At 58.0% G+C, this 26374-nt stretch carries 16 protein-coding genes; 14 read left to right on the top strand and 2 right to left on the bottom strand.

Annotation, left to right across the window (positions count from 1 at the left end):
• The first annotated feature begins 471 nt into the window (after positions 1-471).
• From ABAC402_RS22305 to ABAC402_RS22290, 4 genes are all read left to right on the top strand, one after another.
• Complete coding sequence (locus ABAC402_RS22305) at positions 472-3873, top strand: TonB-dependent receptor (RefSeq protein ID WP_023447844.1); 3402 nt, start codon at positions 472-474, stop codon at positions 3871-3873.
• Between the two features lie 172 nt (positions 3874-4045).
• Positions 4046-5596, top strand: coding sequence for a tryptophan halogenase family protein (locus ABAC402_RS22300; RefSeq protein WP_031235039.1), 1551 nt, complete (start codon positions 4046-4048; stop codon positions 5594-5596).
• A complete protein-coding gene (locus ABAC402_RS22295) occupies positions 5589-7094 on the top strand; it encodes a tryptophan halogenase family protein (RefSeq protein ID WP_023447842.1) in 1506 nt (501 codons plus the stop codon). The genes ABAC402_RS22300 and ABAC402_RS22295 overlap by 8 nt, the downstream gene beginning before the upstream one ends.
• Positions 7095-7105: 11 nt before the next feature.
• The gene (locus tag ABAC402_RS22290) at positions 7106-8632 is read left to right on the top strand and encodes a tryptophan halogenase family protein (RefSeq protein WP_023447841.1); all 1527 of its coding nucleotides are present in this window, start codon (positions 7106-7108) and stop codon (positions 8630-8632) included.
• A gap of 1 nt (position 8633) precedes the next feature.
• Here the strand turns inward: ABAC402_RS22290 and ABAC402_RS39060 are convergent, their stop codons facing one another.
• Positions 8634-9335: a DUF6445 family protein gene (locus tag ABAC402_RS39060; RefSeq protein ID WP_023447840.1), complete on the bottom strand. Its 702-nt coding sequence runs from the start codon at positions 9333-9335 to the stop codon at positions 8634-8636.
• 305 nt (positions 9336-9640) lie between these two features.
• Here ABAC402_RS39060 and ABAC402_RS22285 point away from each other — a divergent pair, with 305 nt between their 5' ends.
• The gene (locus ABAC402_RS22285; RefSeq protein ID WP_023447839.1) at positions 9641-10336 is read left to right on the top strand and encodes a DUF6445 family protein; all 696 of its coding nucleotides are present in this window, start codon (positions 9641-9643) and stop codon (positions 10334-10336) included.
• Here the strand turns inward: ABAC402_RS22285 and gabT are convergent.
• Positions 10326-11603, bottom strand: coding sequence for a 4-aminobutyrate--2-oxoglutarate transaminase (gene gabT / locus ABAC402_RS22280; RefSeq protein WP_023447838.1), 1278 nt, complete (start codon positions 11601-11603; stop codon positions 10326-10328). The genes ABAC402_RS22285 and gabT overlap by 11 nt on opposite strands.
• A 106-nt stretch (positions 11604-11709) precedes the next feature.
• Here gabT and ABAC402_RS0119600 point away from each other — a divergent pair, with 106 nt between their 5' ends.
• The 9 genes from ABAC402_RS0119600 (at position 11710) to galA (ending at position 26305) form a co-directional block, all read left to right on the top strand.
• A complete protein-coding gene (locus tag ABAC402_RS0119600) occupies positions 11710-12081 on the top strand; it encodes a DUF2200 family protein (RefSeq protein WP_023447837.1) in 372 nt (123 codons plus the stop codon).
• Positions 12082-12121: 40 nt separating this feature from the next.
• Complete coding sequence (locus ABAC402_RS22275; RefSeq protein ID WP_023447836.1) at positions 12122-14005, top strand: GAF domain-containing sensor histidine kinase; 1884 nt, start codon at positions 12122-12124, stop codon at positions 14003-14005.
• A 311-nt stretch (positions 14006-14316) separates the two neighbouring features.
• Complete coding sequence (locus tag ABAC402_RS22270) at positions 14317-15957, top strand: EAL domain-containing protein (protein ID WP_023447835.1); 1641 nt, start codon at positions 14317-14319, stop codon at positions 15955-15957.
• 130 nt (positions 15958-16087) lie between these two features.
• Positions 16088-17482 (top strand): glycosyl hydrolase 53 family protein, encoded by a 1395-nt coding sequence (locus ABAC402_RS22265; RefSeq protein ID WP_023447834.1) that lies wholly within the window; start codon positions 16088-16090, stop codon positions 17480-17482.
• A 217-nt stretch (positions 17483-17699) separates the two neighbouring features.
• Positions 17700-18299: an RNA polymerase sigma factor gene (locus ABAC402_RS22260; protein ID WP_031235035.1), complete on the top strand. Its 600-nt coding sequence runs from the start codon at positions 17700-17702 to the stop codon at positions 18297-18299.
• Positions 18277-19263: a FecR domain-containing protein gene (locus ABAC402_RS22255; protein WP_023447832.1), complete on the top strand. Its 987-nt coding sequence runs from the start codon at positions 18277-18279 to the stop codon at positions 19261-19263. The genes ABAC402_RS22260 and ABAC402_RS22255 overlap by 23 nt, the downstream gene beginning before the upstream one ends.
• A gap of 313 nt (positions 19264-19576) precedes the next feature.
• The gene (locus tag ABAC402_RS22250; RefSeq protein ID WP_023447831.1) at positions 19577-22504 is read left to right on the top strand and encodes a TonB-dependent receptor; all 2928 of its coding nucleotides are present in this window, start codon (positions 19577-19579) and stop codon (positions 22502-22504) included.
• A gap of 209 nt (positions 22505-22713) precedes the next feature.
• The gene (locus ABAC402_RS0119595; protein WP_031235034.1) at positions 22714-23574 is read left to right on the top strand and encodes a GDSL-type esterase/lipase family protein; all 861 of its coding nucleotides are present in this window, start codon (positions 22714-22716) and stop codon (positions 23572-23574) included.
• Positions 23575-23818: 244 nt separating this feature from the next.
• A complete protein-coding gene (gene galA, locus ABAC402_RS22245) occupies positions 23819-26305 on the top strand; it encodes a beta-galactosidase GalA (RefSeq protein ID WP_023447829.1) in 2487 nt (828 codons plus the stop codon).
• Positions 26306-26374: the final 69 nt, after the last annotated feature.

Genomic DNA, 26374 nt, shown 5'->3' with positions numbered 1-26374 from the left:
ATACCACCTGAATTGGCAAGTATTGACGTTAAGGTCAAGATTGGGAAAGGTGACCGTGCATACCCTCTCGATAACGGCCTACGGACAGGTTCAGCGCAGGAGTTCATGTCATCGTTGTCATTGCCTTTTGTCCGGCTAAAGTGTGGCATTCATGCCATTATGTCGCGGTTTGTGGCAAAATCCGCCACAATCAACTAGCCAATGGCGTGTCGTTTATATAACAAATAGAAAGACGAAATAATAAATCAGGTTGAGAAGCGTATTGGGGCCATCCGAAGTCCCGTCCCTAAGTTGCATCGGTTCAAATTTGACTTCCACGTCAAAAACAGATTCGCTGTAACGGGGTTCTGTATCGGGAATCAGGTTATGACCTGTTTACCAAATCGCTTTATAGACTGACGTCGTTTCGGTTTTCAGTGGTTCACCGCCAGGAGCTCGGGCCTGGCGTAAGGACATTAGGGAGAAGAAGGTATGAGAATTTCCAAAGGCAAAGCCCTGACGGGGCTGGTGCTTAAGGGCGGAGTTTCGGCTCTGGCCCTGACGGCGTTTGCGGCCGTGGCTGCGACTCCGGCAATGGCGCAAGACGCTCCTGCTCAAGGCGAAGCCGCCGGCGCTCAGGAAGTGGTCGTCGTGGGCGTTCGTCGCTCGCTGAAGACCGCCCAGCAGATCAAGAAGGACGCCGATACGGTCGTCGACTCGATCACGGCGAACGACATCGGTTCGTTCCCGGACAAGTCGGTCGCCGAAGCGCTTCAGCGCGTCGCCGGTATCACGGTCAACCGTTTTGCCGCCACCGGCGACACGGCCCACTTCTCGGCCGAACCGTCGGGCGTCGTGGTCCGCGGCCTGCAGCAGGTCCGCTCGGAATTCAACGGCCGTGACATCTTCACCGCCGACTCGTCGCGTGGCCTGTCGTGGTCGGACGTTTCGCCGGAACTGATGGGCGGCGTCGATGTCTACAAGAACCAGACCGCGGAACTGATCGAAGGCGGCATCGCCGGTACGATCAATCTGCGCACCCGTCTGCCGTTCGACAGCAAGGGTCGCGTTCTGGCGGCCACGGCCGAATACACCTACGGCGACCTTGTCAAGAAGGGCGCCTCGTCGATTTCGGGCATCTATGCCGACCGTTGGGAAACCAGTGCCGGCGAATTCGGCTTCATGGTCAATGCTGCCCATTCGGGCATCTATACCAATTCCGAAGGCATCGCCTTTGGCCGCATGGTGCCCTATGCCAATGCTGGTACCTGGGGTACAAGCGCCAAGCGTTGGCTTCCGATGACGGTAGCGCTGCGGGACAACGTCTATGACCGCGTCCGTACGGGTATCGCTTTGGCGGGTCAGTGGCAGAACAACGACAAGACCATGTTGGCGACCCTGCAGTACAACCAGTCGAAGAAGACGGAACAGTGGGAAGAATATGTTGCCACGTCCTCGACCGGTGCTGACGCCTGGGCGCAGCCGATCAACTATGTGAATACCGGTGACGGCGTTCAGTGCCTTGCCAACACGACCTGCACCTTCGATGGCGATGGCTATTTCCAGTCCGGTACGCTGGTGAATGGCAATGGCCAATGGTACGGCAGCTTCCAGAATCCGACCGGCTCGACCTCGCCGAACGGCCTGGCGCGCACCTGCTATTCGTGGGAAGCCAATGCCAGCTGCCCGGCGTCGCAGAAGGCTACGGCCTACTCCAACGACACGCGCTGGAGTGATACCACCAACAACACGCAAGATATCTCTTTCAACTTCAAGTGGAGCCCGACCGATCGCCTGAAGCTGAACTTCGATGTCCAGCGCATTGATGCGACTCAGGAGAACTACGATATCTCCACCCAGCTTTCGACCTGGGCGACGACGAAACTTGATTTCACGGGTGATCACCCGACCATGGAAGTCGCCAACAATGCCGTCGGTTGGTTCCTCGCTCCGGGCGCCGGTGGCACTGCCCAGATCACCAACAAGAACAACTATCGCGTGCCATGGATCATGGATCACGTGACGGATTCGGAGGGTGAATCCTTTGCGACCCGCGCTGATCTGGCCTACAGCTTCGACTCGCCCTGGCTGAACACCCTGAAAGCCGGCGTGCGTTTTGCCGAACGTGAACAGACGGTGCGCTGGACGACCTACAACTGGCAGGCGGTTGTCAACAACTGGTCTAACTATACGGCCGACAACTTCTACATCACAGGCTCGAAGTTCCCGAGCCAGGATGCCTACGCTGACTACACCTTTGATTCGAACTTCTACGGCGGCGGCGTGACCAATGTCAGCACCGCACCTTTTATCAAGACGTCAGTCCTGCAGGATCGCGAAGGTTTTGCCGCAGCTTTCGGCAACACGGCCTACAAGCCGCAGTATACCGATGGAACCAACTCCAACGCCTGGGTTCCGATTTGCAACCGCAGCGGTGAAACCGATGGCTGCTTCCGTCCGGCGGAAGTGGCTCTGGTTTCGGAAAAGACCAAGGCGGCTTACGTGCAACTGAAGTTCGGCGGCCCTGACGCCACCATCTTCAACGGCGTGACGGTCACCGGCAACATCGGCCTTCGTTATGTCGAAACGACCAACGAAAGCACCGGTGGTGTCAACTACAGCAGTGGCATGACCTACGGCGCTACGCCCCTGTCGGAAACGGCACCGGGCAGCGGCATCTTCAGACCGAGCGTCACCTACTATGTTGCCGGTTTGGTTGGCACGCCACCCGCCGTGACGGCAAACCCGACGACAGATCCGACGACCTATGCAGCACAGGTCGCCGCGGCCACGGCTTATGCCAACAACCCGGCGAACTTCACGCAGGATCGTGCCTTCCTGCTGCCCAATTCGGGGCTAGAAACGGCAACAATCACGCATAAGAACTGGTTGCCCAGCTTCAACGTGCGCTTGGGTCTGACAGATCAGTGGTTCCTGCGTTTTGCGGCTTCCAAGGCCATGTCGCGCCCGGATATCGGTAACCTCAAGAAGTACACCAGCGTCGGGATGAGCCTTCCGCCCGCCAGTGCGACACTTGACTGTAATCCGACCACGGGTGCCTTTGAGTGCAACAGCTCCGGTGCGATCGTTAAAACCAAGACCCGCTTCACAGGTTCGGCCAATAACCCCTACCTGAAGTCGGTAACGGCAGATCAGTTCGACCTGTCGGTGGAAAATTACTTCTCATCGACCGGTTCGTTCACCTTCAACCTGTTCTACAAGAAGTTCCACGACTACATCCAGTACGGCAAGTACACCACGAGCTTTACCAACAATGGCGTGACCCGTGACGTTGAAATCAGCGGTCCGGTCAACGGTGAAGGGGCCTCGATCAAGGGCTTCGAAATCACCTACCAGACCTTCTTCGACGACCTGCCCGCGCCGTTCAACGGCTTTGGCATTCAGACCAACTGGACGCATCTGAGCAACAGCGGCATCAAAAATTCGGGTGTTGTTGTCAACTCGGGTGACGGTTCGTCCGGCGCTGCCGGCGGCGGTACCTCGACGGCAGCTCTGAGCTTCTCCGACCTGCCTCTGGAAGGTCTGTCCGATGATACCTTTAACCTGATCGGCATGTATGAAAAGGGTCCGCTCTCGGCGCGTCTGGCATACAACTGGCGTTCACAGTACATGGTTACGGCTCAGGACTGCTGCGTTGCTTTCCCGATCTGGCAAGATGCCGCGGGATATCTGGACGGTCGTGTTGCCTACCGCTTCAACGATAATGTCGAGGTTTCCTTGGAAGGTACCAACCTGCTGAGCACCGAAACGGTCCTGAAGCAACAGGTTGACGGTAACATGACGAATGGCTACGAGGCCGAGCGTCTGCTTCTGCCGAACGCCTGGTTCAAAAATGACCGTCGTATCCAAGCCTCGGTTCGCTTGAAGTACTAAGCGTCTTTTCCGAGACTAAGCTAAGAAGACGCGTTGTCCGCGAGGGCAGCGCGTCTTTCTTTTATTTGGTTGCAGACACTATGCCGCACTTGACCGCGCCCGGAAGCCAAGTCTTTACTCATGACAACACATCAAAAAAGCTGGGCGAAATGAACCGCGCTGGGAGGTCCTGATGAGCAAGTCTCCAATGAAAATCGTCATACTGGGTGGCGGGACGGCCGGATGGATGACGGCAGCGACCCTCAGCAAGGCCTTCAAGCCCGAATTTTGCACGGTTCGTCTGATCGAATCCGACGAAATCGGCATTGTCGGTGTCGGTGAAGCGACCCTGCCGCAGATTCATGATTTCAACAAATTTCTGGAGATTGACGAACCGGAGTTTATGCGCGCCACCAATGCCACCTTCAAACTGGGTATCGATTTTCGAAACTGGGCGCGTATCGGCGACAGCTACATCCATCCCTTCGGTATTCATGGCCAGGCGATCAACGGTGTCCCCCTGTTCCAGTACTGGTTGCGCGCGCTGCAAAACGGGCACGTCTCTGATCTTCAGGACTATTCCTTCGCCATATCGGCCTGCCGGCATTTAAAATTTGATTTTCCGGTGGAAGACGACAATTCGGTAAGGTCGACCTTCGCCTATGCCTATCACTTCGACGCGGTCCTCTACGCCCGCTTCTTGCGCAAATGGGCGACAGCGCGCGGTCTGGAACGCACCGAGGGCAAGGTCGTCGATGTTACCCTGCGCCCCGAGGATGGCTTTATACAGTCCCTGACCCTGGCCTCGGGCGAAGTTGTCGAGGGCGATCTGTTTATCGACTGTTCGGGTTTTCGTGGCGTTCTGATCAGCCAGGCGCTGAAAATGGGTTGGGAGGACTGGACCCAATGGCTGCCGTGCGACCGCGCCCTGGCTGTCCCCTGCGACCGCGCTGGCGACTTTACACCCTACACCCGCGCCACCTCGCGCGAAGCCGGCTGGACGTGGCGCATTCCGCTGCAACACCGCACGGGTAATGGCTATGTCTTTTCCAGCCAGTTCTCCACGCAAGACCGCGCCGCCGAGGTCCTTTTGGGTGGTCTGGACGGCGCCGCCCAGGCTGAACCGCGGCTGCTAAAGTTCCAGGCCGGTCGCCGTCAGCAGTCCTGGCATAAGAACTGCCTGGCTATCGGCCTGGCCAGCGGGTTCCTGGAGCCTCTCGAATCGACAAGCATCTACCTGGCGCAGATCGCCTCCAACTTTTTGATGCGGCTGTTCCCAGGCAAAAACATCGACCCGAAGCTGGTCGCAGAGTTCAATCGTCTGGTCGATATCGAATACGAACGTGTCCGTGACTTTCTCATCTTGCACTACCACGCCAACGAGAAGCCAGCTGAGGAAGACCCGACCGGTCTTTGGCGTTATGTCCGCGAGATGCCGGTGCCCGATAGCCTGACGGCCAAGATGGAAACCTTCCGCCACCGCGGCCATATCCATCGCTATAAGGACGGCCTGTTCGCGCCGCCCAGTTGGATCGCTGTCTATGTCGGTCAGCGCGTGTTGCCGAACCACTACGACCGTCAGGTTGACAATATGGATCTTGCGACCATCCTGGAACAGATGGCCGATGTGCGCCAGCGCGTCCTGGTCAATGTTGCCGCCCTGCCGACACATGAGCAGTTTCTGAACGACTACTGTTTCGATCCGACCGCGAAGGTCATGCTGGAGGACGCTGTCCATGGCTGAGACCGATCGCGTTTCGAAGGTGGTCATTATTGGGCGCGATGAGTCGCTATGGCTGACTGCCAACGTCTTATGGCGGGCTTTTCACCAGGCCGGTCTTGACATCACTGTCATCGAACTACCGTCTCTGTTGCGCCCGGGCGACGTTTATCCGACGCTTAAGCAGCAAGAGGCCTATCATGGCTTGATGGGCATAGAAGAAGCGCCAATGATGCGCGCGTCTCAGGCGACCTACAGCCTGGGTCAGCGCTTTGCCAATTTCTCAAAAACACGTCCGCCGTTCATCCATGCCTACTCGACCTACGGGCAGTCGATTAATCGCGTTCCATTTCACCATCATTGGGTCAAGGCCCGGGCCGCGGGTCTCAAGGCAGAATTCGACGATTTTTCGATCAACGCCGTTGCTGCCCGGCAAGGCAGGTTCTTTATTCCGGGGGAAGCCACGGATGGCTTTGCCAACTGCAACTATGCCTACAACCTGGGTGCCCAGGGGTATTGCCGCGTCCTGAAAACCGTTGCCCTGGAACGCAAGGTGGGTCACGTTGCCGCCCGACTGGCCGAGGTTATCAGAGATGCCGCGGACGGACGCATCACGGCGCTCAAACTCATGAACGGCCAGACCGTCGAAGGCGACTTTTTCATCGACGCGACGGGTGCCGACAGTGAACTCCTGGGCAAGGCCATGGGTGTTGCGTTTGAGTCGTGGAACCATCTGCTGCCGTGCGACCGGCTGCTAACGACCTATGGTCCGCCCCTGGCGCCCTTACCTTCATTCAGCCAGGTTGCGGCCTTCCGATCGGGTTGGGTCGGTATATACCCATTGCAGAACTGCACGGCGATCCAGCAGGTTTATGCCAGCCTCGACCTGACCGCCGAAGAAGCCTTTGAGGCGGCGGCTATTGTGTCATCCATGCGCCTTAATCCCGACCCGGTAATCACCCCCTTCACCGCCGGAACACGCAAGGTCTATTGGGAAAAAAATTGTGTCGCCATTGGTGAAGCGGCCGTGGTGCTGGACCCGATTGACAGCGTTCGCATGCACGCCAACTTCATCGGCCTCGCGCACCTGATTTCGCTGTTCCCGCTCGATCGCAACAGCATGTTGGAAAGCAAGGAATACAATCGTAATGTCAGCGCGTCCTTCGAGCGCGTGCGCGATTATCAGATGTGCCACTACCTGCTGAACCAGCGCTTTGGTCAGCCCCTGTGGGACCATTGCCGCCAGATCGAGGTCCCGGAGTTGCTGCGCTACAAGCTCGAGCTCTTCTTTGCCCGCGGCAGTCTGGCTCTCTACGACGATGAAACGTTCGAAGAGGATGACTGGATTGCCATGCTATTGGGCCACGGCCTGATCCCTCAGGCCTATGACCCGCTGGTCGATCAGACGGACGAGGCCGAAGCCATCCGCCAGTTCCAGAGCATGCTGGGCTTTATTCGCGCGACGGTCGGTCCGATGAAGCCGATGGAAACGCATCTTGGTATGGCGCCGGTCCCGGTTTAGGAGACAAGTAGATGCAGTCTGTCGTCAAGAAAATCGTCATTGTTGGTGGCGGCACCGCCGGCTGGATGGCAGCCGCCTGCTTCGTCAAGGCTCTCGATCCGAATTTTTACGATATCACCCTGGTCGAGTCCGAGGAGATCGGAACGGTCGGTGTAGGTGAGGCCACCATCCCGGCCATCATCCAGTACAACCAGTTTCTCGGTATCGATGAGTATGAATTTGTCCGGGAGACCAATGCGACCTTCAAGCTGGGCATCCAATTCGCTGATTGGCGTAAGAAGGGGCAAAGTTATTTCCACCCGTTCGGCCTGTTTGGCATTGAAATCGATGGATTTACCTTTCCGCACTATTATTTCCGCCACTATCTTCAGCGCGGCGCTGGTGAGGTCGATATCGGCAGATACAATGCCGAGACCGAAGCCGCTCTGCAGGGGCGTTTTGGCCGGGTCAAGCCTGAGAACGGCAAGCCGAACATCAACTATGCTTTTCAGTTCGATGCCGGCCTCTATGCGCGTTACCTGCGCAGATATTCCGAGCAACGCGGCGTCGTGCGGCAAGAGGGTCGCATCGTCCAGGTCAACCAAAATCCGGAAACTGGCTATCTGACCTCCGTGCAGATGGACGATGGCCGCGTCATCGAGGGCGACCTGTTCGTCGATTGCTCCGGTTTTCGCGGCCTGCTGATCGAGGAGACCCTGAAAACTGGCTATACCGACTGGAGTCGCTGGCTGCCGATGAACCGGGCCGCTGCCGTGCCGTGCGAGCGTGTCGAGGTTCTGACCCCCTACACCCGCGCCACGGCACGCGAGTCCGGTTGGCAATGGCGCATTCCGTTGCAGCATCGTACCGGCAACGGCTATGTCTTCTGCAACGATTTCATCAGCGAGGATGAGGCGGCGCAGACCCTGTTGGCGCGTCTCGACGGCAAGCCATTGGCCGATCCGAAAATCCTTCGCTTCGTTACCGGGCGTCGCAACAAGGCCTGGAACAAGAACGTTGTTGCCCTGGGTCTGGCCAGCGGATTCCTGGAGCCTCTGGAATCGACCAGTATTCATCTTGTCCAGTCAGGCGCTTTCAAATTCCTGGCACTTTTCCCGCGCCATGGTTTCAACCCGCATATCGTCGATGAGTACAACCGACAGGTCGAGCATGATTATGAGAACATCAAGGACTTCATCATAGCCCACTACAAGGTGACCGAACGCGACGACACCCCGTTCTGGCGCCAGGTGCAGCAGATGAGCGTACCTGACAGCCTGCAGGCGCGCCTCGACGTTTTTCGCTCCACCTGTCAGACTCTGTCGCGTGAACCCGACCTGTTCAAAGAGGTGAGTTGGGTTGCAGTCCTGACCGGCCAGGGTCTGGTGCCCCAGGACTACCATCCGGCAGCTGATGCCCTGGAAGATGACGACTTACGCCTGCATTTGGGTCGTTGGCGGACCCTTGTAACAGAGCGGGTCAAAACCCTGCCGCTGCATGAGGACTTCATCAACCGCCACTGTGCGTCCACCTCTGCGCGCCTGGTGGCGGCCGGATAGCTCAACCTTCTGAATTGAAGAACAGGTTCGCCGTCAGCCGCCCGGCGGCGGGATCCTTGCTGAGCTGTATGCCTTCACCCATCTTGGCACAATGAAGTTGCCCGGCCCGGTACAGTATCAGCCGGTTGAATCTGGGCTCGACATAGGCAATCTCCTCATACAGGTCGCGGATTTCCGACAGCGGCTTGCCGGCACGCTCGGCGAGTTCCTGACGGCGGAAATGGGCGAACTTGGCGCTTCGGCTGGGGGTGATCAGTTCAAAACCGGTCGACTTGTGGCGATAGAAGGCGGTGCCGCCAAAGTCGCCATGACTGAGATAATGCACCGTGGCGAAGCTGTGCAGGCGATGGGTATCGGTGTGTGGCGCCACCTGGTTGGGTGACATGTCGTCAGGGCCCTGCGTGGTCAAACCGAAAAAGCCGTAGGAACCGGCATTGTAGTCAGGGTGCATCCCGAACACCTGCGCCATCGGACGTCTCAAGACGTCCAGCACAATTTTTCGGTAGAGATCAGGCACGGGCGCAACCAGGCCGGGATACCATGATTTTTGCGGGGGCGCGCCGAAACTGTCCATCCTGGCGCTGGCAAGCAGGGCGTCGGGGTCGGCGAGGACATTGTCGGCGATGAAGACGGGTTCGTTGTCGTGGCCGAACTTCCAGATCTCGATATGTGGATTGGGATTTAAGGCTATGTCCGCGGCCATGTGACGTCCTCTTTGGGTTTTCCGCAAACTAGAGCGCAATCCGATAAAGTGGAAGCCACTTTTCGGACAAATTGCGCGACAAAACAAAAACTTAGAGCGAGATGGCGATTCTACCTAAAGCCATCGCGCTCTAGCGCAATCCGATAAAGTGGAAGCCACTTTTCGGACAAATTGCGCGACAAAACAAAAACTTAGAGCGAGATGGCGATTCTACCTAAAGCCATCGCGCTCTAGAAGCTTAAGCAGGAATTGCAACACAAGGGATTTTGCGTCAGTAAGGGGCAGGAATAATCAAGGAGCCGGGCGTGTCGGTACAGACCATAAAGATTGGTGCGGAAGAAACCTCTGTGGTCATCATCGACAATTTTGTTGAAGATCCCGACTATCTTGTTCAGCTCGCAACCGATTTGGCCCCATTTCCCAGCCAGACGGGTCACTACTATCCCGGTCGCCGCCACCGTATCCTCCCCCAGGACGGTGAGGCTTTCGACTATGTGCGCGTGGTTTGCCAATCCCTGATACCCCTGATGCTCTCGGTTTACGGCGTCACCGGCTATGACATCCTCGATGCGGGATTTTCCCTGGTGACGACCGCGCCCGATGACCTGCAGCCGTTGCAGTCCATTCCGCATTTTGACTACCCGGATGCCGAAAGTTTCGCCATCCTGCATTATCTGTCAAAACGTCCAGCCGGGGGGACGGCGTTTTACCGCCATCAGCGAACGGGTTTTGAAACCCTGTCGCAGGATCGTCTTCAGGCCTACGCGGTTGCGCGCGAACAGGACGGTCTCGAACTGGCGCCGGCACGAGGTTATCATGACGGCGATGGCAATGGTTTCATTGAACTGGCCAAGGTCGAGGCGCGCTATAATCGCGCCCTGATCTATCCAGGTCGGCTGCTGCATTCGGGGCTGTTGCCTGACGACTTCAATTTCAGCCCCGATCCCAGGCATGGCCGGCTGACAGGCAACATCTTTATTCGCGCCAAGGTTACACCCTGAGCGCGGCTTCCAGTTTGTCGAGCCCTTCGTCAAGCAGGTCGTCTGCGATAGTGAGGGGCGCGAGCAGCCGGATAGTGTTGCCATAGACGCCGCACGACAGCAGGATCAGGCCGTGGGTCTGGGCCTTCACGCAGGCGGTTTTTGTGGCGGCGGCGTCCGGGGTGAAGCTGCCGCGTTCCGTGACGATGTCGAAAGCGATCATGGCGCCCAACCCGCGGATCGACGACATGGCAACAAGGTCGTTGCGCTGTGACATCGCTTCTAGGCGAGCCTTGATCTTGGCACCCTGCCGGTTGGCAGCGTCGAGCAGGCCTTCGTCTTCAATGACCTCCAGAACGGCGAGCGCGGCGGCGCAGGCGACCGGATTGCCGCCATAGGTGCCGCCCATGCCGCCGACCACGGGCGCGTCCATGACCTCGGCGCGGCCGACCACGCCCGACAGCGGATACCCGCCGGCCAGCGACTTGGCCATGGTCATCAGGTCGGGCTTGACGTCATAGTTTTCCATGGCAAACAGCTTGCCGGTACGTCCGAAACCGGTCTGGACCTCGTCAGCAATCAGAAGGATTGCGTGGTCGTCGCAGATCTTGCGCAGGGCACGCATCAGTTCGGGTGGGGTAATCAGGAAGCCGCCTTCGCCCTGGACCGGTTCGATGATAATGGCGGCGACCGCGTCCGGCGCTATGTCGGCCTTGAACAGATAGTCGAGCATCTTCAGCGTGTCCGCAGTGTCGATACCGTGCGCCTCGACGGGGAAGGGCAGGTGATAGATGCCGGGCTGTTGTGGACCGAGGTCCTTCTTGTACGGCACGACCTTGCCGGTCAGCGCCGAGGTCAGGGCGGTGCGGCCGTGGAAGCCGCCGGAAAAGGCGATGATGCCGTCGCGTTTCGTATGGGCGCGGGCGATCTTGACGGCGTTTTCGACCGCTTCGGCGCCGCTGGTGAACAGGACCGACTTGGCCGGTCCGTCGATGGGCGCCAGGGCGTTGAGTCGTTCGGCAAGGGCAATATAGGATTCGTAGGGCACGACCTGGAAGGCGGTATGGGTGAAGGCGTCCATCTGGGCCAGGGCCGCCGCCTGAACCTTCGGGTGGCGGTGGCCGGTATTGAGCACGGCGATGCCGCCAGCGAAATCGATGAAGCGGTTGCCATCGGCGTCCCAGAGTTCAGCGTTCTCAGCCCGGCTGGCAAAGAGGGTGGTGGCGTGACCGACTCCGCGGGCAACGGCAGCGGCGCGGCGGGCGGCGAGATCGGAATTGGCGGTCATGTCAGGCTCCTTGTGTCGAGCCCGGGATAGCATATTGTGATCACGATTTACCAGATTTAAGCGAAGGATTTGACCACGAGCAGACACCAGCATCAGGGGTCGGACCGTGGCTGAGGTCGACCAGATCGTGCACGGGCTGACCGGCTACAGTCAGGCGCGATTGAAAGCCCACCTGACCGCGAAAACCGATATCGAGTCCTTCCTTGCGCAAGCCCCGCACATCCACCCGTCGCGGCAACTGATCACAGCCAAGATCTGTGACGCACCGATTGAAGGCACCGAAGGTCTCCTCATGCGGGAAATTCACTACGCCGACAAACTGATCGACGATCTGGCCAGGGGGAAGCCCATGGAAAAAATCCTGCGGCAACAGGTGCGTAAAATACCTTTGCGAAACGAATCTACCCGTAAAATCGGAACAGGGCGTGAAAAGCCTAACCATAACGCGTGGTTAAGGCTTTCATTTACAAATGGGTAAACCTTTTTGGTTAACCTTCGCGCATCAAGAAGGTTTACCTATGTCCCAATTTGCAGAAGACACGGCTCATGCCCATGCCATGGCGCACCAAAAAGGTGATGCCAAGGGCAATGCCCATGCCCACGAACGCGAGCTGGAATTCGGCCGTATCTGCAAGTCGGTGTGCGAACTGGCGGCGGGTCTGTTCGACACCCCGCTGGCCATTATCAAGCTGTACGAGGGCAATCAGCTGGCCGTAAAGGGTACCACCGGCTTCAGCAACGAAACCCTGCTGGACGACATTTCCTTCTGCCAGCGCAAACTGATACCGGGCGAATCCCTGCTGATTCCGGACGCCACCGCCGACGCACGCTACTTCCTGGAAGCCGCCGTGCTCAATGGGCCGAAGCTGCGTTTCTACGTCGATATGCCGCTGGTCTCCGACGGCGTTGTCCTGGGGGTGATGATCCTCAGCGAACGCCAGCCGCGCCATGACTTCACCGCCCAGAAGCTGGCGCTGTTCCGCCAGTTCGCCAACAATGCCGCCACCACCATTGCCCTCGCGCAGAACACGGTCGAGCGCAACGACATCCTGTTCGAGCTGAAGTCCAATCAGATCCGTTTCGATCTCGCCCAGGACATGACAGGCATCGGCCACTGGGCAATTGACCTGAAGACGCGCGAAGTTACCTGGTCCAAGGGCCTCTACGCCATCTATGGCCTGTCGCCCAAGTCTTACAAACCGCGCGTTGCCACCCAGCTCGACATCTACGAGCAGGCCGATCAACAGCTGATTATCGACAAGTTCCAGCGCGCCGTAAACTATGGCGAAGACTTCGATTTCAATGTCGAGATCCTGCGCCGCAAGGACAAGGTCAACCGCAACATCCGCACCAAGGGCGGTGTCGAATATGACGACAAGGGCACAGCGATCCGCCTGTGTGGCGTCGTGCGCGACATCACCGAAGGGGTTTCCGACCAGGAAGAACTTATCCGCGCCCGTATGAACGCGGAGGACATCAACGAAGCCAAGAACAGCTTCCTGACGCACATTACCAACGAACTGAAGACGCCGCTCAACAACATCCTGGGCTATGCCCGCCTGCTGAACGAGCAACGCCATGACAACCCGGACATTGCCGCCTACACCACCAACCTGCTGAAATCGGCCAAGGCCCTGCAGTCGCTCGTCAAGGACACGGTCGACGTCTCAGCCCTGGATGCCGTGCCGGCACGCGGTGACGACCATGCCCATTCGGCCGAAGAGTCGGTCAATGTTGTCAACCTGATCAAGGATATCGTCAACCAGTTCGCGCCACAGGCCCAGTCAGGCCAGACAAAACTGACAGCGCATTTCGTCGATCTCGACAATCCCTATGCCCGCCTCGATTCCATGCGTCTGCGCCAGGTGGTGCAGAACCTGATCAGCAATGCCTGCAAGTTCACACGCGGCGGCCTGATCAATGTCACCGCCTCGCAGGTCACGATCGATAACGGCCAATGGTTACGGATTTCGGTCCGCGATACCGGCGTTGGCATGAGCGAAGACCAGTCGCTGAGCCTGTTCAACGGCGGCGACATCGGCGGTGATGTTTCAGGTAACCGCAAGAGCAACAACGGACTTGGGCTCTCGATTTCCAAAGCCATCGTCGATCTGCTGGGTGGTCATATCGGTGTCGTCTCGCGTCAGGGCGAAGGTTCGAACTTCTGGTTCGAAATCCCCGTCCAGTGGGTGGAAGGTCCGGCCAGGGCGATCGAATCGGCGCAGTTTATTGCGCCGCGCCCGATGCGCGCCCCCATCGATTCCCTACGCTCCAATGGTGCGGTTAACGAATATGTGCGACCTAGCAGCCAGGCTGCGGCACGCCTGGCGCCGGTCGATGAGGACCGCATCAACCGTGAATACCTCAAGGCCCTGCTTCAGGACATGAAGCTGGACCTTTAATACCATAGGTCAGAACGTCTGGAGCGCAATCCGATAAAGTGGCGTCCACTTTATCGGATTGCCTCTAACTCCAAGCCTCTTGAAGAATGACGCTTGGTATTCGCATTTTTTCAGCTTAAGCGCCGGACTAGGCGTCCCCCATGGCGCCTCGCAAAAGCTCGGGCGCCCCAGAACGTTCTTTGGCGCGCTTGCCAACCCACGATGAGTCAAGGTCATCGAGGGTTGGTATAAGTCAAAATTAACACGTCACTGGCATAGTTGTCGGCTGCAGCCCGCCCGCCCAATGAGGCTGGCCTGACGGGGACGACCGCATGAGTGACGACTTCAAGAACCAGCGCGACCGGTACATGGCGTTCTCACTGGCCGCCGCCGACCTGCTTGTCGAAGTCGACACAGACTTCCGAATCGTCAAGACGGTTGGCGCCACCCAGGCCTTGTTGAGCAATCTGGCCTCAGAAGTCGCCGGCAGCGATGTCTGCGACATTTTTATCCTGGCCGATCGCTCCTTTGCGCGCCGACTGTTGCAGCGGGCGCAGCGTCTGGGTCGGATAGAGCCGTGTTCGCTACGCCTCGATCAAGGCGACAAGCCGCCGCTGCTGATCAATCTGGGCGCCTGCCACCTGCCCACCCAGAACAACCATACCTTCCTCAGTCTTACCGTCCTGTCCAATGTCGTCCTGCCCAGCCTTGACGCGACTTCGGGCCTGCTTGACTCTTCCGGTTTTCAGGATGTGGCAAACAGGGTTCTGGACAGCGATGCGGCCAAGGCGCCGCGCGTGATGAAGATGGTCCGCCTGAAAGGCTTGTCCACCGCCGTTCGCGGCCTTCCCAAACAGCAGGCGCACGCGCTCCTGGGCGAAATCGGCTCTGTCCTGCGCGCCCAATCCCTTGGCGGTACATCGGCCGCGCGTCTGTCTGCCGAAGAGTTCAGCTACCTGCCGCCGGCGCATGGCGATGTCTCGACGCCCGAGAGCCTGAGTCGTGAGTTCAAGGCTGTGGCGGTCGCCGCCGGCCTGGCCGAAAACAGCTTCGTGCCGACAGTCATGAGCCTCGAACTGGCGACGGGAAATCTCGACAAGGAAAGCGTCGCCCGCGCGCTCAGCTTTGCCGTTACAAATTTTTGCAAGCCGGAAAAGACGGCCGTCAGGTCGCTTGAAGAGAGCTTGAAGTCCGCCATGGCCGAAACGGTGAAGCATTTCGACTCGATTCGAAACCTGATCGAAGACAGCAACTTCAGCCTGTTTTACCAGCCGGTTGTGTCACTTAAGGACCGCAAGATCCATCACTATGAAGCCCTGATGCGCTTCGCGGACGGCCGCTCGCCCTACGAGACCATACGTGTGAGCGAACAACTGGGGCTGATGCAGGATTTCGATCTGGCGGTCTGCAAAAAGGCCGTCGAGATGTTGCAGGCGCGTCCGGATGTCAGCATTGCGGTCAACCTGTCCGGCGCTTCGGTTGAGACGGAGGCGTTCCGCGAGAGTCTTCGCCAGTTGCTGATGCCGCATCGCGACCTTACGAACCATTTGATGTTCGAATTGACGGAGTCGAGCGAAATCAAGGAACTGGACGCGGTGGGCACCTTCCTGCGCTGGCTCCGGCGGACGGGTTATCAAGTCTGTCTCGACGATTTCGGCGCCGGTGCGGCAGCCTATGCCTATCTGCGCAGCTTTGACGTCGACTATGTCAAGATCGATGGACCTTTCCTCAAGGACGCCCGCGACAATCCGCGCCAGCGTGCCCTGATCCGCTCCGTCAGCAGCCTGTGCACCGAACTGAAAACCGAGGTCATCGCCGAGATGATCGAGGACGAGGACATGGTGGACCTGTGCGTCGAGATGGGGATTGGCTTTGGCCAGGGGTATCACCTGGGCCGTCCGAAGCCCCTGATGATGTCGACGCCCGACATGGCCAATGGCCGACGCAAGGGCTTTGTCGACGGCTGGGGCTGATACGCCCTTCCTTGTCGGCTGGTGCCGGTCGACATTTTCCGCTAGTTATGGGAACAAAGGTCTTTCTCTCCGTCTGCCAGGAGCAGAAGAAAAGACCTAGCCAACCGTGGCTTTTCGAGGAGAAGCGAGGGTGATCTGGTTTTTTTCGGCGGAAAAGCGGCCGCCAAACATCTGGGTTGATATGAAACACTTTACGCTCACCGCCCTGTCCCTGCTGGCTCTGATCGCTGGGACCTCTGCATCCGCCCGCGACTACTGGTTTGGCGCCGACCTGTCCTACGTCAACGAAATGCAGGACTGCGGCGCCAGATACAGCTACAACGGCGAAACCGATCCCTATAAGATCTTCGCCAAGTCGGGCCATAATCTGGTTCGCGTCCGGTTGTGGAACAATCCGACCTGGACAAAGTATTCCGACCTTGCCGACGCCGAAAAGACTCTGGCCGCGTCACGCGCCTCGGGCCAGAAGGTCCTGCTCGACTTCCACTATTCCGACGACTGGGCCGACGGAGAAAAGCAGTTGGCGCCCGCCGCCTGGGAAGGTCTGAGCGACCAGCAGCAGGCTGATGCCCTTTACGCCTTCACCTTCGATACGCTGACCTACCTCAACACCAAGGGCCTCATGCCGGACATGGTCCAGGTCGGCAACGAGAGCAACCACGAGATCGTGTCGTCGCTGGAAGGCGCCAAACTTCCCATCAACTGGACGCGCAATGCCTTGCTGTTCAACGCCGGCATCAAGGCCGTGCGCGATGCTTCGGCTGGCAGTTCCGTAAAACCTGACATCATGCTGCACATCGCCCAGCCCGAAAACGTCGAGCCGTGGTTTGAAGCGGCGCACGCCGCCGGGGTTACCGATTACGACATCATTGGCATCAGCTATTACCGCAAATGGTCGAAATATAACCTGCAGCAGCTGGCAGAGACTATGCGTCGCGTCCATCACGGCTTCGGCAAAGAGGTCGTCGTCGTCGAAACCGCCTACGCCTTCACCGACAGTTGGAATGATGAGATGGGCAACCTGCTGGGGACGGATTCGATCCTGCCGGGCTATCCCATCACCCCCGAAGGCCAGGCGAAATATATGCATGACCTGATGCAACTGACACTCGATTCGGGCGGCGCGGGCGTCGTTTACTGGGAGCCGGCCTGGGTGTCGACCAAGTGCAAGACGCGCTGGGGTACGGGCTCATCGTGGGAAAACGCCGCCTTTTTTGACTTCAAGGGCAAGGCCGTCCCGGCGATCGAATGGCCGAAGGCCGACTATGTCTGGCCGGTCGAGGTCACCTTCGCCGTCGCCGATACCGGCCAGCCGGCGCAGTTCCTGGCCGGGGATTTCACCGATGGGGTCATCGTGCCGATGATAAAGGACGGAGGCCAGTTCGTTTACAAGGCCTGGCTGCGGCCCGGCAGCGAGATCATCGCGGCAGTTGCTGCTACGCAAGCTGCCGTCGGCGATGCCGAGGTTCAGGACGTGAAGATACCGGAAGCCGGCGGCACCGTTACTCTGGCGTCACAGCTATGATATTGTAGTATAATTGACTGGTTTGCGATCATTATTGTGTTATCATTTCCGCCGATAACAGAAAAACGGCGGAAACCCCCATGCCACGCGTCTATGTTTTAGAGCGCGTTTCGATCCGGAAGAATCGGATCGGCGCTCTAAGTTTATGTTTTTACGCGCCTCTTTATCCGAAAAGTGTGGCACTCTTTTCGGGATGCGCTCTAACGGCGGTGCGGACATGACCTTCTCATCCGTGGAGAAGCGTCAGGTCCTGCTGGCCTTCGTAGCAACCCAAATCCTGCCACACGAGCATGTCCTGCGCCTGTGGCTGCGACGTCTAGGTGTCAAGACCGATGAACTCGACGATATCGTCCAGGAGGTCTACTGCCGTCTGCTGCGGATGGATCGCGTCGATCACATCGCTGATGCGCGCGCCTATCTGTTCCGTTCGGCGCGCAACATCGTCCTGGAACAGGTGCGGCGCAACCGCGTGGTGTCGATCATGACGGTACACAATATCGACGACCTCGGCATTGCCGACCACACGCCCAGTCCGGAAGTCTGTGCCTCGGCGCGGGCCGAACTGGATCGGGTCCTGAACCTGATCAAAGGCCTGCCTGATCGCTGCCGCAGCGTTTTCGAACTGCGCAAGGTGCACGGCTTGTCGCAGGCGGAGACCGCCCGTGCGCTCGGCCTGACTGAGAACGTCGTCGAGAAGGAAACCGCCCGAGGCCTGAGCCTTATCCTGGAGCGCCTCGCCGCCGCCAAACCCGCGGCAGGCAGACCTGCCGATTCTGCCCCTTTCGGAGCCGTGCATGCCGCCCAAGCTGCAGACTGAAACGCCGATCGACGCGCAGGCTTCGTCCTGGGTGGCCCGCATGTATGCGGACCCCGACGACGACGCGCGCGTCGCGTTTATGGCTTGGCACGATGCTGACCCGCGCCACGCGGGCGCGTACCTGCGCGCCGAAGCGGCCTGGACCCTGCTGGACCGGGCTCAGGTGATAACGCATGGTGTGGGCGTGGCGGGACGCGAAATGGCGGCGGGCATCAAGCGCCGCAAGGCCGAACGCAGCCGCCGCTATGTGCTGGGCGGGGTCATGGCGGCTTCGGTTGCCGGCGGGGCGGCGGTAGCCGTGCATCTGGCCAGCCGTGTAACCCTTGAAACCGGCCACGGTGAACTGCGCAATGTGCCTCTGGAAGACCGATCGATCGCGGCCGTCAATACCGACAGCCGTATTGATGTCGCCATGAAGGACGACATGCGCCATGTCGATCTGGTCAAGGGCGAGGCCTGGTTCCAGGTCACCAAAAATCCCGATGCGCCGTTTGTCGTCACCGCCGGCGATATCCGTGTTCGCGCGGTTGGCACGGCCTTCAGCGTTCGCCGCCATGACGGGGGCGCTGATGTCCTGGTCACCGAGGGTGTCGTCGAGGCATGGAGCGTCAAGGATCCGTCCGGGCGCATAACCCTGAAGGCCGGCGCCGAGGCGTTTGTGCCTGAGCAGGACACAATCCGCGCCGCCCACCGGCCGCAAGAGGTCGAACGCAAGCTGGCCTGGCGCGACCGTCAGATCATGCTGAACAGCACGGCCCTGTCCGAGGCTGTGGCAGAGTTCAACCGCTACAATGATCGAGAAATCATCATCGCCGACCCGGCTTTGCGTAACGCCGAACTGGTCGGAGGTTTTCAGGTCGACCAGCCCGAAAGCTTTGCCCGCGCGGTTCATATCGCGCTGGAGGTGCCGGTCAGCATCGGGGAAGACCGTATCATCATTGGCACAGTCTCAGCCGGCCGATAATAAATCGTACAAATTCGGCGGAAAAATTTCTGCGCCGCATCTTTGTATGTAGGGGGCCGAAAGCGCCCCCGGAGCCACAACGGATCTAGCTTGAACTGCCTTCTCCTCCCCTGTTGACCGGGGAGGTGGATCATGGCGATGCCATGAGACGGCAGGGGCCATTCCACTGACGGAAAAGCCCCTCCCGCCGCTTCGCCGTCCTTGCGCTCGCGAAAGCTATACTTTCGTAGCGCTTGCCCCGTTAACGGGGCGGGAGAAGAAGGTTCAATCGACCGGGCTCCGATCAACAAAGAGAACACAGGGAGCCTAACTCATGTCTTACTTGCACAACGGTCTGCGCTGCGCGCTGATGGCGTCGGCCGCGGTTGCCGTTATAGCTGCGCCGGCCTACGCCCAGGCCACCAGAAGCTTCAACATTCCCGCCCAGGACGCCGTCACGGCAGTTCCGCAGTTCGCCCAACAGTCGGGCCTGCAGGTCCTGGCGTCGGCGGACGATCTGCGTGGCGTCCGGACCAATCCCGTCAAAGGCCCCTTGAAAGTCGACGCCGCCCTGACGCAACTGGTTGCCGGTACGGGCCTCAATGTTCGCACCCAGGATGGCAACTCGGCCGTCATCGTCCGCGCCTCGATGCAAACGGCCACGACCGAAAGCGTCGCGGGCCCTGTAAATGCCCAGCCTGTCAGCAGCGCAAGTGCGGCGGCTGACGACGACGTTGCCCAGGTTGTAATTGTCCGCGGCAAATTTGCCGGCACGCTAAAAAAAGCACGTAACGTTAAGCGAGACGCCCAGGTCGTCGTGGAGTCGATCTCCTTAACTGACCTGGGTCAACTTCCGGACGTTAGTATCGCGGATGCTCTGGCGCGTTTGCCGGGTTTGGCAGCTGACCGCGATCCGAACAATGGTGCGGCGAGCCAAATCTCACTTCGCGGCCTCCCAACCGAAATGCTGCTGGGCACTATGAACGGTCGTGATTTGGCCAGTTCCACGCCGAATAGAAACATCCGCTACGATCAGTATCCCACCGAACTTGTCGGTGGCGTGCTTGTATACAAATCTTCGATGGCCTCCATCCCCGAAGGCGGGATTGCCGGCAGTATCGACCTTAGGACCATTAATCCTCTGGATGTAAGGAAAAATGAGGGCTCAGTAGCTTACACCCGGGTTTTCGCTCCGTCTGCCGGCAAATTCGCACAGGGCGATGACTCGGGATATCGCGCCAGCCTTTCTTATATGGGGCGTTCCGATGACAAAAAATTCGGTTATGCCTTCGGCATTGCTACGAGAGACGAGCCGTTTTCGTCTGTTCGCACCCAGCACGGGTCTTACAACCCGAGTACTTATCAGGACCGGGATGGTGACGGACAAAATGACATCGTTACCTATGGTGTACTCCATCAGGGAGGCGTAGGTAAGGATAAGCGGGATGGTGCCTTCGGCACGCTCGCGTTCAAACCTAATGACCGCTTGTTCGTCCTGGCCGACGCGCTCTATTCAAGTGTCAAATATAACAAAGACGCGTCTGGGCTCTACGTAAACAACACCTCCCAACTGTGGGCAAACACTTACAGTAATTCTGTAGTTGATGGTAACAAGCTCGTCGCCGGTACGATCACAAACAATATTCGGCCAAACGGCATCAGGATTTCAAACCAGAATACCTTTTCCCGTCGTGACGACGTTTTTAGCTCTCTAGGTATCAATGCCAAGTACAAACTAGACGATCTTTCCTGGATTGATGTAGATTTGTCCACGTCCAGCGTAACCTACCTGTCGGAATATGGGGAGATTCTGACAGATGTTAGTGTATCCGCCCCGGCTCCGTCAGTTACGTTCGATGCCCGTTCTGATCTGACCACAATTGCCTTGAATGTCGATCTGACTGACAAGGCATTGAACCCTCTCACGCAAATGAGCGTGCCATACCACCGAGACGGAGTTGATGACGCTGTCAATTATCGCATTGACTACCATCGCGACTTTGCATCTGGCGAGTTTTTCGACAAGTTTATCTTTGGTATAAGGTCCACTGACAGGCAGAAGTCCGAGGTATCGAGCCAGCAAGACGTGACGATCGCACCAACGCAGATCGCCTCCGATCTGATCTTGCCCTTTGCATTAGGCGCCTATTCCGGGCCGCAGGATCAGGCACCGAGATTCATGACGTTTAACTTCTTCGACGTAGCCAATCGCTATTTCGGAGGGTATAATCCTACCAATGCTTCCACAAATTCCCAAACAGCAAGCTGGGTCGTCCATGAAAAGACGTTAGCCGTATTCGGACAATTAGATTTCAAGGGAACTCTCTTTGGTATCGACTACACAGGTAACGCTGGCGTTAGAGTGGTCGAGACGCAGGATGAGTCGTCGAGCGTAAGACTGGTCGCAACACCTGCGGGTTCAAGTTTAGAACCCTATGTTGTGACCAATGAATACACAGATGTGCTGCCAAGTGTAAGTTTCAATTTTCGGCCTAACGAAAACTGGATCCTGCGCTTGGGAATTGCCCAGACGATCGCCAGACCCGCTATTGAAGATCTGAACGCTGGCTTTTCGGCCTTTGACTTTGGCGCTCCACAGGCATACGGAGGCAACCCGTTGCTTGAACCCTTTCGGGCTGATCAGATTGATATCACAAGCGAATGGTATTTCGGTTCCAACAACTTTTTTGCGGTTGCGGCCTATCACAAAAATCTGAAAAACTACATCACCACATCTTCCCAGTTTGTTGACATTGATGGCACACTGTTTCAGTTCTTCCAGCCTGTGAATCGGCAAGGCGGGTATATACGGGGTATCGAATTCACTTATCAGCAGCAATTTGACCAATTGCCGGCGCCATGGGACGGATTGGGTGTCTACGCGAACCTGGCTCTCGCGGATAGCGACGTGAAGGTTTCTCGAAACTTCAGCGCCGAGACACTCGGACTGAATAACATGTCCAAGAACGTCGGCACCCTGTCCGCCTACTACTACAAAAGTGGCTTTGAGCTAAGAGGCAGCTATCGGTTCCGGTCAAGATTCTCCCGCGTGGTAGACGGAGGCGGTTTTGAAAGCAATGAACCTGAAGGCATTGTCGATGTCCAGGCATCGTACGACTTTTCAAACGGGGTTTCACTCGTTCTCCAAGGCCAAAATTTGAACAATGCTCCGTACAAGACCACGCTTGGCTCGCCGGATATTCATGGCCGCTACGAGGATTTCGGCACCTACTACTATGCTGGGGTGCGGGCCAAGTTCTAGAGCGAAATCCGATAAAGTGTGCAGCACTTTTCGGATAAATTGCGCGACAAAACAAAAACGTAGAGCGAGATGGCGATTCTACCTAAAGCCATCCCGCTCTAATCGCGTAAAGAGGGCTGCGCCCTTGGCGCAGCCTTTCCATTCTGCCGGTGTGTGTGCGAGACACGCATTCAGGCTTCGTACCTTGCGCAAATCTGGGGATCGTCACTTTGACAAGAAAAGACGGGAAGCTGGTTTTAAAAATCGTATCGGCTACACTTTTTGCTATCGGACTGTGCGTGGGCCAGAGCCACAGCGAGCAGCCCCTGAAACTTCGTGATTTTCCTTCATCAACGCCTGATGGCAGTCCAAGTATAGCCGCAAAACATGTCGCGAAAGACAGCGAATGGGTTAGGAAAAGATATCGAGACCTGGCCGCGGATCTGGGAGGCGGCGTTGAATTGAAGCAGGTTAAACTGGTGTTCGTTGGTGACTCTATTACGCAACACCTAATGGGTGAAAAGGCGCTGGGTCAGGCAGGTTATTGGAACAACGAATTTGGTAGGCCAGGTGAAAAGAATTACGCCCTGAACTTGGGAGTGGCTGGCGATAGAACAGAAAATGTCCTGTTGCGTCTTCTAAGTGAGAAAGAAGGCGGGTTTGGACAGTTGGACAACCCTGAAATTCAACCTGAGGTTATAGTTCTGCTCGTCGGAATCAATAACACGTGGAATACAAACGGTGATGTCGCTACGAAAGTCGTGGAGGGACAGGTTGCTGTCATCCGTAAGCTTCAGGCGTTGAGGCCTGCAGCGACCATTGTTGTCAATTCTCTCATGCCGACAAATGATATGTATCGTAACAAATCGATTGTTTTGAAGGCCAATCGTCGACTTTATGGAGAAGTCGATAAAATTGACAATGTTGTATGGCTCGATACCTATCCAGCCTTTGTCAATAGTGATGGGTCACAAAAGGCTGATTTGTTTATCGATGGCGTTCATCCGAACGAAGAAGGTTACAAGGTTTGGATGGGATTGCTTTTGCCAAAACTAGAACAAGTTCGAATGCTTCAACGAAATGAGACTTAGGTCGTCCCTATTACATGACGAAGGCATATAAAGCCTGAGCCATTTGAACAGGAGGCTGATGTTATCGTTGACAACTGCGAGGACGGCATTGAGGGCGTCGACGGCATTTTTATCGTGATGCCCTTGCCGAGGTGACGGTTAAGGACTGACCTCTTCTCCCGAAGAGCCTCAACTAGCCGGAGCTTGACTTGTGTCGGGCTCCGGTTCTTTTTTATCGTACAAAAAGCCTAACGAGGGAAATGCCATGTTGGATCTGAATCGCCGCCATCTGCTGGCCACCGCCGCCATCGCCGCTGCGGCACCGGCCGCGTCTGCCAAGGCGCAGCCTTATTCGCCGGTGGTCAAGTCCGCCGACCAGGGTCTGCGGCAGCGTATCCGGTTGAATGACGGCTGGCGCTTTGCCTTTGGCCACCTGCATGACGCCGACAAGGATTTCGGCTTTGGCCTGGACCAGCGCACCTATGCCAAGCAGGGCCCGGATTCGGGCGGGGCGCCCCAGGCCGCGTTCGACGATTCCGGATGGCGGGAATTGAACCTGCCGCACGATTGGGCGGTCGAACTTCCGTTCGTGCCGAACCCGAAGGCCTCGGAACTGAAGCCCAATGACCGCGGCGAGATCTGGGATCCGGCGGCCAATCACGGCTTCAAGCCACTTGGCCGGGAGTATCCGGAGACCTCGGTCGGCTGGTATCGCAAGAGTTTCAGCCTGGATAAGGCCGATGCCGGCAAGCGCATTTCGCTTCACTTCGACGGCGTCTTCCGCAGCGCTGTCGTCACGGTCAACGGCTATATCGTCCGTGAGCATCAGGGCGGCTATACCCCGATCCATATCGATGTCACCGATTTCCTCAATACCGACGAAAAGCCCAATGTGGTGGCGGTGCGGGTCGATGCTTCGCTGGGCGAGGGCTGGTTCTACGAAGGCGCCGGCATCTATCGGCATGTCTGGCTGGTCAAGACCGATGCGGTTCATATTCCGCCTTACGGCGTGCGAGTGCGGTCGAAGACCGATGGAACGGTAGAGGTTGCCACCACGGTACGCAACGAAAGTGATGCCGCGCAGACCGTGACGGTGTCGGCGATCGTCTTTCAGCCGGGCAAGGCCTTGCCCCTGGATACCGGCAACCAGAGTATCGCCGTGCCGCCGCGCCAGACTCGTGACGTGGTCCAGACCTTCACTGTGGCCGCGCCCAGCCTGTGGTCGGTCGACGAACCCCATCTCTATGAGATTGATACGACGCTCAGCCTGGGTGACAAAAAGGTCGACGGTGTCACCACCCGTTTCGGTTTCCGCGATGTCAAATTCGACGCCGAACTGGGCTTCTTCCTGAACGGCAAGCACCTGAAGCTGAAGGGCACCTGTAACCACCAGGACCATGCCGGGGTTGGCGCCGCGCTTCCGGACGCCCTGCAATATTATCGCCTCAAGCTGTTGAAAGAGATGGGCTGTAATGCCTATCGCGCCTCACATAATCCGCCCACGCCGGAGTTGCTGGACGCCTGTGACGAACTGGGCCTGCTGGTCATCGACGAAGTCCGGATGATGACGTCGTCCCAGCAGGGGCTGGACGATCTGCGCACTATGGTTCTGCGCGACCGCAATCACCCGTCCATTATCCTGTGGTCGATCGGCAATGAAGAGCCGCAGCAGGGCACCGAACGTGGCGCCGTTGTCGCCAGGTCGATGAAGCGGCTGTCCAATGAGCTGGATCCGACGCGTGGTGTCACCTACGCCATGGACCAGGGCTTTGGCTACGGCGTGACCCATGTCGTCGATGTCATCGGCTTTAACTACCGTACGCATCTGATCGATGAGTTCCACGCCAAGTATCCGCATATTCCGCTGATCGGCTCGGAAACAGCCTCGACCGTGTGTACGCGGGGCGAATACATCCTGGATGCAGCCAATCATATCGTCCCGTCCTACGACACCACGGCGCCATGGTGGGCGACGACGTCGGAGACCTGGTGGACCCATGCCGCGGATAAGCCGTATGTGGCCGGCGGTTTCATCTGGACCGGGTTTGATTATCGCGGCGAGCCGACGCCGTTTTCGAAATGGCCCAGCATCTCGTCGCAGTTCGGCGTGTTCGACACCTGCGGCTTCCCCAAGGACAACTACTACTACTACCGCGCCTGGTGGCGTCCGGAGCCTCTGCTGCACCTTCTGCCGCACTGGAACTGGGAGGGCAAGGAGGGCCAGGAGATTTCGGTCTGGGCCCATTCCAACTGCGAAGAGGTCGAACTGTTCGTCAACGGCAAGTCGGCAGGCAAGAAGGCCATGCCGCGCAACCGTCACCTGGAATGGTCGGTGCCTTATGCCCCCGGCAGAATTGAGGCCTTCGGTTACAATAAGGGCAAGGTGGTGTTGAAGGACAAGCGCGAAACGGCCGGACCGGCAGCGCGTGTGGTGCTGACGGCAGACCGTACCGGACTGATGGCCGACGGCATGGATGCGGCGGTGTTGCGGGCGGAAGTTGTCGACGCCAGGGGCCGGCCGGTGCCGAAAGCGGAAAATCTGATCCGGTTCGAGGTCGCAGGCTCGGGCTCGGTCATCGGTGTCGGCAATGGTAACCCCAACAGCCATGAGCCGGACAAGGCCAGCCAACGCAAGGCCTTCAACGGATTATGCAGTGCGATTGTTCAGGTTGGCAAATCGCCAGGCTCGATTACGGTGACGGCTTCGGCGGAGGGATTGAGGGCCGGGAAGGTTGTGCTGAAGGCGGGGTGATCATCGGAAAGAGGCCCCCTCCGTCTCGACGCGCTTAAGCCTTCGGCTTGCGCTTGCTCGCCACCTCCC

The organism is Asticcacaulis sp. AC402, from assembly GCF_000495835.1.
In the GTDB taxonomy this organism is placed as follows: Bacteria; Pseudomonadota; Alphaproteobacteria; order Caulobacterales; family Caulobacteraceae; genus Asticcacaulis.
This window is presented reverse-complemented; position numbering and strand designations above follow the sequence as displayed.